10 protein-coding genes and 1 tRNA gene are annotated in these 13,217 nt (G+C 65.6%); 9 read left to right on the top strand and 2 right to left on the bottom strand.

Annotated features, from left to right (window positions below):
- Window positions 1-16: 16 nt before the first annotated feature.
- Entirely contained in the window at window positions 17-376 is a 360-nt protein-coding gene (locus AB0L63_RS09425) for an Rv2640c family ArsR-like transcriptional regulator (RefSeq protein ID WP_364497092.1), read from the bottom strand.
- Window positions 377-472: 96 nt separating this feature from the next.
- Here AB0L63_RS09425 and AB0L63_RS09420 point away from each other — a divergent pair, with 96 nt between their 5' ends.
- Together AB0L63_RS09420 and arsB are read left to right on the top strand one after the other, a co-directional pair.
- Window positions 473-961, top strand: a complete 489-nt coding sequence (locus AB0L63_RS09420; protein ID WP_364497089.1) for an ArsI/CadI family heavy metal resistance metalloenzyme — start codon at window positions 473-475, stop codon at window positions 959-961.
- Between the two features lie 70 nt (window positions 962-1,031).
- Window positions 1,032-2,123, top strand: a complete 1,092-nt coding sequence (arsB, locus tag AB0L63_RS09415) for an ACR3 family arsenite efflux transporter (RefSeq protein ID WP_364498135.1) — start codon at window positions 1,032-1,034, stop codon at window positions 2,121-2,123.
- Between the two features lie 683 nt (window positions 2,124-2,806).
- Here arsB and AB0L63_RS09410 read toward each other — a convergent pair.
- A tRNA-Leu gene (locus tag AB0L63_RS09410) sits at window positions 2,807-2,892 on the bottom strand.
- A 225-nt stretch (window positions 2,893-3,117) separates the two neighbouring features.
- On the opposite strand from AB0L63_RS09410, the gene AB0L63_RS09405 reads away from it, so the two are divergent.
- The 7 genes from AB0L63_RS09405 to pknB all read left to right on the top strand — a co-directional run bounded on the left by AB0L63_RS09405 (window position 3,118) and on the right by pknB (window position 13,082).
- Window positions 3,118-4,506, top strand: a complete 1,389-nt coding sequence (locus tag AB0L63_RS09405; RefSeq protein WP_364497086.1) for a DUF3662 and FHA domain-containing protein — start codon at window positions 3,118-3,120, stop codon at window positions 4,504-4,506.
- Between the two features lie 203 nt (window positions 4,507-4,709).
- Complete coding sequence (locus tag AB0L63_RS09400; RefSeq protein ID WP_327094791.1) at window positions 4,710-5,177, top strand: FHA domain-containing protein; 468 nt, start codon at window positions 4,710-4,712, stop codon at window positions 5,175-5,177.
- Window positions 5,174-6,664 carry a protein phosphatase 2C domain-containing protein gene (locus AB0L63_RS09395; RefSeq protein ID WP_364497082.1) on the top strand — a complete coding sequence of 497 codons (1,491 nt, stop codon included), beginning with the start codon at window positions 5,174-5,176 and terminating at the stop codon, window positions 6,662-6,664. The genes AB0L63_RS09400 and AB0L63_RS09395 overlap by 4 nt, the downstream gene beginning before the upstream one ends.
- On the top strand, window positions 6,664-8,139 hold the full coding sequence (locus tag AB0L63_RS09390) for an FtsW/RodA/SpoVE family cell cycle protein (protein ID WP_364497080.1): 1,476 nt from the start codon (window positions 6,664-6,666) through the stop codon (window positions 8,137-8,139). The genes AB0L63_RS09395 and AB0L63_RS09390 overlap by 1 nt, the downstream gene beginning before the upstream one ends.
- The gene (locus tag AB0L63_RS09385; protein ID WP_364497077.1) at window positions 8,136-9,602 is read left to right on the top strand and encodes a penicillin-binding protein 2; all 1,467 of its coding nucleotides are present in this window, start codon (window positions 8,136-8,138) and stop codon (window positions 9,600-9,602) included. The genes AB0L63_RS09390 and AB0L63_RS09385 overlap by 4 nt, the downstream gene beginning before the upstream one ends.
- A gap of 37 nt (window positions 9,603-9,639) precedes the next feature.
- Window positions 9,640-11,181, top strand: a complete 1,542-nt coding sequence (locus AB0L63_RS09380) for a protein kinase (RefSeq protein WP_364497074.1) — start codon at window positions 9,640-9,642, stop codon at window positions 11,179-11,181.
- Window positions 11,178-13,082, top strand: a complete 1,905-nt coding sequence (pknB, locus tag AB0L63_RS09375; RefSeq protein WP_364497071.1) for a Stk1 family PASTA domain-containing Ser/Thr kinase — start codon at window positions 11,178-11,180, stop codon at window positions 13,080-13,082. Before AB0L63_RS09380 ends, pknB begins: the two co-directional genes overlap by 4 nt.
- The last annotated feature ends 135 nt before the right edge of the window (window positions 13,083-13,217 follow it).

The raw sequence follows: 13,217 nt of genomic DNA, 5'->3' as shown, positions 1-13,217 counted from the left end.
CGACTCTTGCTGGGAGTCAGCGGCAGCAGTTGGGGTCGAGGACGGTGCACAGCGCGGCGAGGGCGTCGCGGCGGGCCTGGTGGACGACGCTCATGCCGTGGCGTTCGGAGTCGATGAACCCAGCCTTGCGGAGCTGGGTCAGGTGATGGCTGACAGTCGATTCCGACAACCCGACCACCGCGGCGAGGTCACCGCCGGTGCGGCCGGCATCCGGGTCGGCCAACAGCAGAGACACGAGTTTGACCCGGACCGGGTCCGCGAGGGCTTTCAGCCGGAGGGCGACGTGCAGGGCGGCTTCGTCGTCGACCGGTCCGGCGGCCACGGGGGCGCAGCAGACGGGTGCGGTGATGTCGATGACGGGCAGCGCTTTGGGCATGTACCCAGCCTAACGGCAGATATTGACTTATGTCGAAAAGGTGGCACACTGGCCACCCCAAGCCATTCGATATATGTCACACAGGCGGTGATCATTATGTCCCGGATACAGCTCGCCCTCAATGTCGACAACCTGGAGGCCGCAGTCGGGTTCTACTCGAGGCTGTTCGGTACCGAACCGGCCAAGGTGAAGCCCGGCTACGCGAACTTCGCGGTCACCGAGCCGCCGTTGAAGCTGGTGCTCATCGAGAACCCCGGTCACGGTGGCAGCCTCAACCACCTCGGCGTGGAGGTCGACTCATCGGAGCAGGTACACGCCGAGATCGCCCGACTGTCGAAGGCAGGGTTGTTCACCGAGGAGCAGATCGCGACGACGTGTTGTTTCGCCACCCAGGACAAGGTGTGGGTGACCGGCCCCGGACAGGAGCGGTGGGAGGTCTACACGGTGCTCGCCGATTCCGAATCCTTCGGCACCGTCCCGCAGTTCACCGAGATCACCGATGGTGAGGCGGTGCAGGCTTGCTGCGACACCGACGGGCGCGGGGAGTCCGAGACCGCGTGCTGCGCTCCGGCCGCCGACCGATGACCAGGGTGTGTGAGAGCGAGGCGAGGCGGGAGTGAGCACCGCGGTACAGGTGCCGGCCGCGCGGTTGCCGATGCTGGACCGGCTGCTGCCGGTCTGGATCGGGGTGGCGATGGCCGCGGGACTGGCGCTGGGCCGCCTGGTCCCCGGCCTGGGCGGAGCGTTGTCGGCGGTCGAGGTCGAGGGGATTTCGCTGCCGATCGCGGCCGGGCTGCTGATCATGATGTATCCGGTGCTGGCCAAGGTCCGCTACGACCGCCTGCACACCGTCACCGGCGACCACCGACTCCTTCTCGGGTCGTTGCTGTTGAACTGGGTGGTCGGCCCGGCGCTGATGTTCACCCTGGCCTGGCTGCTGTTGCCGGATCTGCCCGAGTATCGAACCGGGTTGATCATCGTCGGGTTGGCGCGCTGCATCGCGATGGTGATCATCTGGAACGATCTGGCCTGCGGCGACCGCGAAGCCGCCGCCGTCCTGGTCGCGATCAACTCGGTCTTCCAGGTGCTCATGTTCGCGGTCCTGGGCTGGTTCTACCTGTCCGTGCTGCCGGGATGGCTCGGCCTGGAGCAGACCACGATCGAGGCCTCACCCGTCGATATCGCGGTGTCGGTGCTGGTGTTCCTCGGGATCCCGCTGGCCGCCGGGTATCTCACCCGCCGTTACGGTGAGAAGGCCCGCGGCCGGGACTGGTACGAGAACCGGCTGCTGCCGGCGATCGGACCGTGGGCGCTCTACGGGCTGTTGTTCACCATCGTGATCCTGTTCGCGCTGCAAGGTGAGCAGATCACCGGCCGCCCGCTCGATGTCGTGCGGATCGCGGTGCCACTGTTGATCTACTTCGCGCTCATGTGGGGCGGCGGTATCGCCCTCGGCATGGTGCTCGGGCTCGGGTATGCGCGGACCACGACGATGGCATTCACCGCCTCGGGCAACAACTTCGAACTCGCGATCGCCGTCGCGATAGCCACCTACGGCGCGATGTCCGGGCAGGCCCTGGCCGGTGTCGTCGGACCGTTGATCGAGGTCCCTGCCCTACTCGCCCTGGTCTACCTGTCCCTCACCTTGCGCCGGCGCCTCACCCGACACCGGTTCGCTGAAGACTCACCTCCCGTGACCTCTGAGATGTCGGCCGTGATCCGACGCACAGGCGGCAACTCCTCGTAGGAGGGGAGAAGATCGGCCACCCTCGCTAAGCAGTCCTGCTCATCGAAGCCGGTCACACCGGCGTACGGCCTGGTCCACCAGAGAACTGATCCGTGTTCTGGATCGAATTCGATCCAGAACCGTCGCACCGTGGGCATATTCGCCACCGAGCGCTTCACGATACCGAGTTCGATCAGTGACTTCCGCCCGATAGTCGGCATGAGGGTGCATTAAAGCGGGGCAGCCGGAAGCATACGGCTACTTCATAGCAACTGGACGGCCATGCGCAACCTGGACTTGACGGTCTACAGGACCATCGGTGAAGAAGACGCCTACTTCGAACGCATGAATCAACGCGGCTGGAGCCAACCCCACGCTTGGGTGCAGCGTTAGCGCCTTACTGCTTGCCATTGTCAACGTCAGTTGAACGAGACACGGGGGTCGGGAGTGCTTCAGGACCCCCTTCACCCCACACCCGAGTCCCCCACACAGGCCGCACCCACCAAAACCACCGTCATACAGGGGAAACCAAGAACCCAGACCGAAAGGGGAGCAATAGCCCAGGGAGAACGCCGACACTCCCGTCAACATCCAGACACGTCAGCACACATTCGCGTCAACATCCGGGTCAACAAACCCTGTTGACGAAAGAAGTCGCAGACCAGAGAAAACACCCTCTGACCTGCGACTTCCGCGTACTACACTGGTGGGCGAAGGGGGACTTGAACCCCCACGTCCCGAAGGACACTGGCACCTGAAGCCAGCGCGTCTGCCATTCCGCCACTCGCCCGAGCGACTGGGAGACAGTATCACGCGGTTCAGCGAGACACGAAATCGCCTGTTGGCGGCACTCGAGGGCGGTTCGGACAGAAACGGGAACCCAGGGTGACTTCGGGGAGTTACAGGTGTGGACGATCGTGGATATCATGCAATGAACGTGGTCGGATACGCGACACGCCATATGCGTGTCTCGTTGTTATGAATCAACACAGACGCTCGCCGAAGGGAGGCCTAGATGGGCATCGTTTCTCGATTCGAGCGTCGTCTACAAGGCGCCGTCGGTGACGTGTTCGCCAGAGCCTTCGGGGGCAGTGTCGTTCCCCAGGAGGTGGAAGCGGCACTCAAGCAGGAGGCCGCCGACAACATCCAGGATCTGGGTGGCGGACATCTGTTGGCGCCCAACAGTTATGTGATCACCATCAACACCTCTGATCACCAACAACTCGACGCCGACCACGACCTCACCACCCGCGCGTTCGCCAAACACCTTCAGGACTACATCCGCGAGCAAGGCTGGCAGACCTACGGCGAAGTACACGTGGCATTCGAGGCATCACCTACGCTGCACACCGGACAGTTCAGAGCGAGCGGTCGGGTCGACCCCGACATCGGCCGCAGAGCCAGCCCGGCTCGCAGCCCCGAACCCACGCCACAACGACCTGCACCCCCGCAACCAGGAGCTGGCCCCATGACGCAGAACTCAGGCTACGACCCAAGCCGTGAGCCCGCGGAGTCCGATCCACGCAACCGTGGGTACGCACCGCCGCCTGCGGGGCGGCCCGGGCAGCCGAACGGTGCGTACCGCGACGACTACGGCCGGGGCGGCGCACCCTACGGCGGTGGCTCCGACTACCAGGCGCCGGACTCACAGCAGGGTTACGGCGAGTATCAGAGCGGCTACGACTACCAGCAGGGCGGTCAGGGCTACGGGCAGCAGGCCTACCAGGATCCGGGTTACGGCCAGGGCTACGGTGATCGCGGCGGCTACGGCCAGCAGCAGGGTGGCTACGCCGACCGGGACTACGGACAGCAGGCCTACCAGGAGCCCGGCTACGGCCAGCAGGGCTACGGGCAGCAGGGCTACGGACAGTCCGGCTACGGCGAACAGGGCTACCCTGATCAGGGCAGTTATGGTCAGCAGGGCTACGGGCAGCAGGGCTACGGACAGTCCGGCTACGGCGAACAGGGCTACGCGGAACCAGGCTACGGCGAGCAGGGCTACGCCGCGCCCGAGGAGCAGGGCGGCTATGGGCAGGCCTACTCGCAACAGCCCGGCTACGGCGCCCAGGGCGGCCACCAAGCCCCCGCGTATGGCGGTGGCGCACAAGCCGGTTCGAGCTATTCCGCGACGCTGCAGCTCGACGACGGCAGCGGCCGCACCTACCAGCTCCGCGAGGGCAGCAACATCATCGGCCGCGGTCAGGACGCGCACTTCCGGCTGCCGGATACCGGAGTTTCACGCAGGCACATCGAGGTTCGCTGGGATGGGCAGACCGCGATGCTCTCGGATCTGGGTTCGACCAACGGCACGCTCGTCAACGGCTCGCCGGTTCAGGACTGGCAGTTGGCCGACGGCGATGTTATCCGCGCCGGGCACTCCGAGATCCTGATCCGTATCGTCTGATCCCGTAAGCTCGCGATGCAGGTCACGACATGGCGTACAGGGATTTTGCGGCCGTATCGTGATCGAACTCGACCCACGGCCCTATGATGCTGCGAATACACGCGCGTCGCCAGGACCGGGGCTCGCGAAACCAGCAAGCCGGTGGGGGCGAACTCCGCACCTACGGGCACCGACGTACACGGTCGAACAGGAGGTGGAGCGCCGTGCAGGGACTCATCCTGCAATTGACCCGTACGGGGTTCCTGCTGCTGTTGTGGTTATTCGTGTGGGCGGTGTTGCGCACCCTGCGCAGCGACATCTACGCGGCATCCGGCATCCGGATCCAGCCCAGGGCCGCACGCGGCTCCGCGGTGCTGCCTTCTTTCAGCCGAGGCCAGAAGGGCGCCAAATTTCTTGTGGTGACTCAAGGTTCACTCGCCGGCACTCGCATCTCGCTCGGCACCCAACCGGTGCTGATCGGACGTGCGGACGACTCAACGCTGGTACTCACCGATGATTACGCCTCTACCAGACATGCGCGGCTCTCACCGCGCGGTGACGACTGGTACGTCGAAGACCTCGGCTCGACGAACGGCACCTACCTCGACCGCGCGAAAGTCACCACCGCAGTCCGAGTTCCACTCGGCACCCCTGTCCGTGTCGGCAAAACAGTGATCGAGCTCCGATCGTGACACTTGTTCTCCGCTACGCAGCGCGCAGCGACCGCGGTCTTGTCCGAGGCAACAACGAGGACTCCGTCTATGCGGGCGCACGGCTGCTCGCACTAGCTGACGGCATGGGCGGCCACGCCGCCGGCGAGGTGGCATCGCAGTTGATGATTGCCGCACTCGCCCATCTCGACGACGACGAGCCCGGCGACGATCTTCTCGGCAAGCTCAACACCGCCGTCCACGAGGGCAATGCCGCCATTGCCGATCAGGTCGAGGAAGAGCCCGAACTCGACGGCATGGGCACCACGCTCACGGCGATCCTGTTCGCGGGCAAAAAACTCGGCTTGGTCCACATCGGTGACTCACGCGCATATCTGCTGCGCGGTGGCGAGCTCGCCCAGATCACCCGCGACGACACCTTCGTCCAGTCGCTGGTGGACGAGGGCCGGATCACGCCCGAGCAGGCGCATACCCATCCGCAGCGTTCGCTGATCATGCGCGCCCTCACCGGCAACGAGATCGAGCCGACGCTGATCATGCGCGAGGCCCGCGCCGGCGATCGCTATCTGCTGTGCTCCGACGGACTCTCCGACGTGGTCAGCGATGAGACCATCGCCAATACCATGCGCGAGGGCAGCACCGACGAATGCGCCGACCGGCTCATCGAACTCGCCCTGCGCAGCGGCGGTCCGGACAACGTCACAGTGGTCGTCGCCGATGTCATCGATCTGGACTACGGACAGAGCCATCCGATCGTGGCCGGCGCGGCCTCGGGCCAGGACGAGGACACCCCGCCGCCGAATACCGCCGCCGGCCGGGCCGCCGCGATGCGTCCGCCGCGCGCCGAACCGCGCCGGGCCGCCGCCGCACCGGAGACGCCGCCGCCGCAGAAGTCACATAGATTGCGCTGGATCCTGCTCGTGGTCGCCCTGGTGGTGGCCGCGGCTGTCGGATTGCTGGTCGGCTACAAGATGATTCGCAGCAACTACTACGTCGGAGCGGATAACAACCAGGTCGTCATCATGCGTGGGCTGCCGGGTTCGGTGCTGGGTTATTCGATCCACGAGGTCGAGATGATCGGCTGTGTCGACCCATCCGGCACGCTCACCCTGAAGCAGCCGGACGAGACGCTGCCGCCGAAATGCACGGCGCTCGAGGTGTCCGATCTCAAGCAGACCGGACACGACCAGGTGGACAAGGGATTGCCGCCGGGTTCGCTGGACGAGGCGCGCAAGCAGATGCAGATGCTGGCCCGCAATGAACTGCTGCCCGCGTGCCCGGCCAAGGAGTCGGTGCCGCAGCCCGGCGTCGTTCCGCCGAGCGAACCGCCAACGCAGCCCGGTGTACCCGTGCCAACGACGGGCGCGCCGGCCACCGAGAACCGCGCGCCCGCACCCGAACCGCTGCCGGGTGAGACCAAGAGCCCAGATGCCAAGCCCCCGGCCCCGACGGCGACGGCGTCGCCGAACCCCCAGACGGCGGGGGAGCCTTGCCGGGTGACGGACTGATGTCTGCTCCGGCATCATCGTCGGCTGGGGCATTTCCCAGTCCTCCCGGCGGATTCGCGCCAGCGCCGCCGCCATCGACGAAGCGTAATGCCGAACTCGTCCTGCTTGCCGGTGCGACCGGCATCGTCACCGTTTCGCTGTTCCTGGTCGAGGCGAGTCAGGAACAATCAATCACCTGGGATATCGCGAAGTATGGTCTCGCCTACCTGGCCCTGTTCGCGGTGGCGCATCTCGCGGTGCGGCGTTTCGCACCGTTCGCCGATCCACTCCTCTTACCGATCGCCGCGCTGCTGAACGGACTCGGCCTGGTACTGATCCATCGGCTCGATCTCGCCGATGCGCAGACCGCCGCCTACAACTCGTGGCCGATCCCCTCCCCCGACGCCAATCAACAGATCCTGTGGACCGGTCTGGGGATGATCATCTTCATCGCGCTCCTGGTCGTACTGCGCGATTACCGCACGCTGGCCGGCTACAACTACACCCTGGGCCTGGTCGGTCTGGTCGCGCTGGCGATTCCGGCGTTGCTGCCCGGGGCGTATTCGGAGACCAACGGCTCCAAGATCTGGATCAGGCTGCCCGGTTTGAGTGTGCAGCCGGGTGAATTCGCGAAGATCCTGCTGATCATCTTCTTTGCCTCGGTGTTGGTCGCCAAGCGCGATCTGTTCACCGCAGCCGGTCGGCATTTCCTCGGCATGGAGTTCCCGCGCGCCCGCGACCTCGGACCGATTCTGGTGGTCTGGATCGTCTGCATCGGTGTGCTGGTCTTCGAAAAGGACCTCGGCACTTCGCTGTTGATCTTCAGCACGGTGCTGGTGATGCTCTATATCGCGACTGAGCGGGTCGGCTGGCTCATTATCGGCGGCGCGCTGCTGACCATCGGATTCTTCTTCGCCTACCAGGCCTTCAGCCATGTGCGGGTGCGCACCCAGACCTGGCTGCACCCGTTCGCGGACTACAACAACACCGGCTACCAGATCTCGCAGTCGCTGTTCGGTCTGGCTACCGGCGGATTGGCGGGCACCGGCCTCGGCAGCGGGCGGCCCTCGCAGGTGCCCTTCGCGAAAACCGACTTCATCATCACCACCATCGGTGAGGAACTCGGCCTCTTCGGACTGGCCGCGGTGCTACTGCTGTTCCTGGTGTTCGTGGTGCGTGGGCTGCGGACCGCGCTCGCCGTGCGCGACAGCTTCGGCAAGCTGCTGGCCGCCGGGTTGGCGTTCACCATCGCGATCCAGCTGTTCGTAGTGGTCGGTGGTGTCACCAAACTGATTCCGCTGACCGGTCTGACCACTCCGTTCATGTCCTACGGTGGTTCGTCACTGCTGGCCAACTACGCGCTGCTGGCATTGCTGATCAAGGTCTCCGACGCGGCACGTGCCCCGGCGCCGGTGCGCAAGAAGGATCCGGTGGCCCCGATCGCGGATGCGACCACCGAGCTTCTGCGCAAACCGGAAGCGAGGCCGCAGGAATGAACACACCGCTACGACGGGTCGCGGTCGCGGTGATGCTCATGATCGTCGCGCTGCTGCTCAACGCCACCTATGTGCAGGTCATCAAGGCCGACGACTATCGCACCGATCCACGCAACTCACGCATGCTGCTCGACGAATACGCCCGCCAGCGCGGGCAGATCTCCGCGGGCGGCACGGTGCTGGCCAGTTCGGTCGCCACCGACGACCGCTACAAGTATCTGCGCACCTACCCCACCGATCCGGAGGCTTACGCACCGGTCACCGGCTTCTACTCGATGCAGTACGGCAGCACGGGGCTGGAGCGCGCCGAGGATACGGTGCTCAACGGTTCGGACAATTCGCTGTTCGGACGCCGCCTGATCGATATGATCTCCGGTCGTGATCCGCGCGGCGGCAATGTGCTCACCACGCTGGATCCGATGATGCAGCAGGTCGCCTACGAGCAGCTGACCGCCAAGGGTTTCACCGGTTCCGTGGTGGCGATCGAGCCGAGCACAGGCAAGATTCTCACCATGGTGTCCACCCCCAGCTACGACCCGAACCTGCTGTCCGGGCACGATGGCGCCCAGGGCACCAAATCGTGGGAAGAGCTGAGTGCGGACCAACGCCAACCCATGTTGAATCGTGCTGTGTCGCAGACCTATCCACCGGGCTCCACCTTCAAGGTGGTCGTCACCGCCGCCGCGTTGGCCAACGGCACCGCAACCCCGGATGACCAGTTCACCGCAGCGCCGAGCATCATGCTGCCGGGCACCAACACCCCCCTGGAGAACTACAACGGCACCACCTGCGGTAGCGGCCCTACCGCGACGCTCACCGAGGCATTCCGCAGATCCTGCAATACCGCATTCGTCGAACTCGGCCTCAAGGTCGGCGCCGCGAGACTCAAGGACGAGGCCGCCGCCTTCGGCATCGGCCAGCGCCGTAACATCCCGATTCCGGTCGCGGAGAGTACCGTCGGCACGATTTCGGACAATGCCGCATTGGCCCAGAGCAGCATCGGCCAGCGCGATGTCGCACTCACCCCACTGGACAATGCGGTCATCGCGGCGACCATCGCCAACGACGGCGTCCGCATGGAGCCGTACCTGGTCGATCAACTGCAGGGACCCGATCTGAGCGAGCTTTCCAAAAATAAACCGGTCTCGGTCGGCCAAGCTGTCAGCGCCCAGGTAGCGTCAACGCTGACCAACCTGATGATCGCGTCGGAGGACAACACCGTCGGACACGGCCAGACCCGGTATCAAATCGCCTCTAAGACCGGAACCGCCGAACACGGAAGCAATCCGCGCAATACGCCACCACACGCCTGGTACATCGCCTTCGCGCCCGCACAGAACCCCAAGATCGCCATCGCGGTGATCGTGGAGAACGGCGGCGACCGGGCGTTGGCCGCGACTGGTGGCTCAGTGGCCGCGCCGATTGCCCGCGCGGTCTTGGATGCCGGTTTGCGAGGGCGCTGAGAGATATGAACGTGCGAGTGGATTTACGGGGGCCGGGATGTTGAACAACGGCGCGATGATCGCCGACCGATATCGGCTGCAACGCCTGATCGCCACGGGCGGTATGGGTCAGGTATGGGAGGCACTCGACACCCGGCTGGACCGCCGGGTCGCGGTGAAGGTGCTCAAATCCGAGTTCTCGGCCGACCCGACCTTCCGGCATCGGTTCCGCAGCGAGGCCAAGACGACGGCCCAGCTGAATCACCCGGGTATCGCCGGAATCTATGACTACGGCGAGACCATGGATCCGCATGGCGGGGAAACCGCCTATCTGGTCATGGAATTGGTGCAGGGCGAACCGCTCAATACGGTGCTGAACCGGCTGGGCCGGCTTTCGGTGGCCCAGGGTCTGGACATGCTGGAGCAGACCGGTCGCGCACTCGAGGTCGCGCACGCCGCCGGTGTCGTGCACCGTGACGTGAAGCCGGGCAATATCCTCGTCACACCCACCGGGCAGGTGAAGATCACCGATTTCGGCATTGCCAAGGCGGTCGACGCCTCCCCGGTGACCAAGACCGGCATGGTGATGGGCACCGCCCAGTACATCGCGCCCGAGCAGGCGGTCGGCGAGGACGCGACCGCGGCCAGCGATGTGTACGCACTCGGTGTGGTCGGCTATGAGGCACTGGCCGGGCAGCGGCCGTTCAGCGGCGACGGCGCGATCACCGTCGCGATGAAACATGTGCGCGAGGCCCCGCCGCCGATGCCATCCGATCTGCCGCCCAATGTGCGCGAGCTGATCGAGATCACCATGGGCAAGGATCCGACCCTGCGCTACGCGAGCGGCGGCGAATTCGCCGACGCCATCGCCGCTGTGCGTGCCGGACGCCGCCCACCACCGCCGGTTGCCACCGGCGGACCGATGGCGACCGGTGCGACCCGGGTGCTGCCGCCCGGCCCGACGGTGATTCTGCCGGCGCACGACCACGAGGGTCCGACGGTCCGGTACAACACCCCGGCCACCCCGATGGGTGTGGCGGGCGCCGGTCCGACCAGACAATCGCCCGCCGCGCCGAGGACCGTGATGAGTTCCGGTGCCACCCGCGGCAACCCGGCGCCCGATCCGGAGACCTCGAAATTCACCACCGGCCAAAAGGTCGGCGCGGCGGTCGCCGTTGGCGCGGTGCTACTCGTCGGTCTCGTTTTGTGGCTGCTCTTCGGCGGCGATACCAATCCGGATACCGTGCGCCCCACCACCACCACCAAGATCGCGCCGCCGCCGGTCAACACGCAGCCATCGACCACGACGACAACCGAACCACCGACGACCGTCGACACCGCGACCAGACCGGCCCCGCTACCACCGCCGAGCGCGGAACCGGCGCCGACTACAACTACGACTACGACTACGACTACGCAGACGCCGACCACGACGACAACGCAGACGCCGACTACCACGAAGTCGTCGAAGACATCGAGTGCATCCACCACCACCAGAGGCTCGTGGTTCCCTACGCTCGATTTACCATTTCCGGATAGTCCCGGTGTCCGAGGACCCTCGGCCACTCCAGGCGCTGCTACTCCGCAAGGACAACCATGACGACCCCGAAGAATCTCTCCTCCCGCTACGAGCTGGGTGAGATCATCGGGTTCGGCGGCATGTCCGAAGTCCACAAGGCGCGCGATCTACGGCTCAGTCGGGACGTGGCGATCAAGGTGCTGCGCGCCGACCTGGCCCGCGACCCGACGTTCTATCTGCGCTTCAAACGCGAGGCACAGAACGCCGCTGCCCTGAACCATCCGGCCATCGTCGCGGTCTACGACACCGGCGAGGCGGAGGTGGACGGCGGCCCGCTGCCGTACATCGTGATGGAGTACGTCGACGGCGATACGCTGCGCGATATCGTGCGCGGCAACGGCCCGCTGCCGCCGCGCCGGGCCATGGAAGTCGTCGCCGACGTCTGTGCGGCACTGGATTTCAGCCATAAGGCCGGAATCGTGCACCGCGATATGAAGCCCGCCAACATCATGATCAACCGAGCCGGTGCGGTGAAGGTGATGGACTTCGGCATCGCGCGCGCGATCGCCGACAGCTCCAACCCGATGACCCAGACTGCGGCCGTCATCGGTACCGCGCAGTATCTTTCGCCCGAACAGGCGCGCGGTGAAACCGTCGACGCCCGCTCGGATGTGTACTCCGTCGGCTGCGTGCTGTTCGAAATCCTCACCGGCGAGCCGCCTTTTACCGGCGACTCGCCGATCGCGGTGGCCTACCAGCACGTCCGGGAGGATCCGCGGCTGCCATCGCATGTGCACAACGGAGTGCCACGCGAGCTGGACTCGGTTGTGCTCAAGGCGATGAGCAAGAATCCGGCCAACCGGTACCAGACCGCAGCGGAAATGCGCGCCGATCTGATCCGGGTGCTCGGCGGCCAGAAGCCCAGCGCGCCGATGGTGATGACCGATGAGGACCGCACCACCATCCTCGGCTCGAACGAACCGGCACCGCGCAGCTTCCGCACCGTCGAGCGCAATGACGACACCGCCGAGCAAGAGCGCGCCGAACCGGCGAGTCCGCGGCGCAATCTCTATATCGCGCTCGGCGCCGCCGCGGCGGTCATCGTCGCGTTCGCCCTGTTCTGGGTATTGATCGGACCGGGTGCGCGTCCGGATCAGGTCGCGATACCCGACCTTTCGAACAAATCGGCGCAGCAGGCCCAGGACTCACTGCAGAAGCTCGGCTTCACGGTGGCCATCCAGCAGAGGGCGGACAACAAGGTCGCCACCGGCAATGTCATCTCCACCCAGCCGCTAGGCGGATCCCAGGTCGACAAGGGCAGCACGATTACCGTCCAGGTCTCCACCGGACCAGCGCAGGTGCAGATTCCCCGACTCGACGGGATGACCCAGGAGCAGGCCGAACAGCAGCTGAACGCCAGCGGTTTGCGGATGGATTCGAATGTGCAGCGCAAGCCGTCGAGTGCACAGGAGACGGACAAGGTGATCGGCACCGATCCGTCGGCCGGCTCCCGCGTCGATATCGACCGGGCCATTATTGTGATCTTCGGCGCCGGGCCGGAGCAGATCCGAGTGCCGAATGTGATCGGTCAGGACATCAGCGTCGCGCAGCCGAATCTGGTGGACAGCGCCGGATTCAAGATCACCATTCAGGAGGTGCCGTCCTCGAAGCCCAAGGGTGAGGTGATCGCGACCACCCCAGCAGGTGGCGCCACCGCGGACAAGGGATCAACGGTCACCGTGCAGGTCTCCAGCGGCGACATTGTCATGCCGAGCCTGATCGGCCTGACCGCGGCACAGGCGGTGGAAAAGCTGCGGCAGGCCGGATGGACCGGCACCTCGGCACAGATAACCCAAGCCACCCAGGGCACCTTCGATACGAACGCCGTCGGCCGGATCGTCAGCCAGCAGCCGGCGGCCGGATCGGCAATCGCGAAGACCGGGATGGTGTCGATCACCACCTACGTCCTCGGTCCGCCGTGATAGCGCTTTGAAGGCGGACCATCGGGTCCGATGGGCGGGCGAAGGGGCTGCCCATCAACCCACCGTGGAACCGGAGGCAACCCCATGACCACTGCCAGGGACATCATGAAACCCGGGGCCCGGCCGACCTGACCG

This window comes from Nocardia sp. NPDC051990 (assembly GCF_040680755.1).
Taxonomy (GTDB): domain Bacteria; phylum Actinomycetota; class Actinomycetes; order Mycobacteriales; family Mycobacteriaceae; genus Nocardia.
Note: the sequence above shows the minus strand (reverse complement) of the source record. Positions and strands in the feature narration are given on the sequence as shown.

Excerpts from the sequence above, each read along its gene's own strand:
- pknB (WP_364497071.1), top strand. The coding sequence starts at position 11,178 with ATGACGACCCCGAAGAATCTCTCCTCCCGCTACGAGCTGGGTGAGATC.
- AB0L63_RS09420 (WP_364497089.1), top strand. The coding sequence starts at position 473 with ATGTCCCGGATACAGCTCGCCCTCAATGTCGACAACCTGGAGGCCGCA.
- AB0L63_RS09380 (WP_364497074.1), top strand. The coding sequence starts at position 9,640 with ATGTTGAACAACGGCGCGATGATCGCCGACCGATATCGGCTGCAACGC.
- AB0L63_RS09390 (WP_364497080.1), top strand. The coding sequence starts at position 6,664 with ATGTCTGCTCCGGCATCATCGTCGGCTGGGGCATTTCCCAGTCCTCCC.
- AB0L63_RS09385 (WP_364497077.1), top strand. The coding sequence starts at position 8,136 with ATGAACACACCGCTACGACGGGTCGCGGTCGCGGTGATGCTCATGATC.
- AB0L63_RS09425 (WP_364497092.1), bottom strand. The coding sequence starts at position 376 with ATGCCCAAAGCGCTGCCCGTCATCGACATCACCGCACCCGTCTGCTGC.
- AB0L63_RS09405 (WP_364497086.1), top strand. The coding sequence starts at position 3,118 with ATGGGCATCGTTTCTCGATTCGAGCGTCGTCTACAAGGCGCCGTCGGT.
- arsB (WP_364498135.1), top strand. The coding sequence starts at position 1,032 with ATGCTGGACCGGCTGCTGCCGGTCTGGATCGGGGTGGCGATGGCCGCG.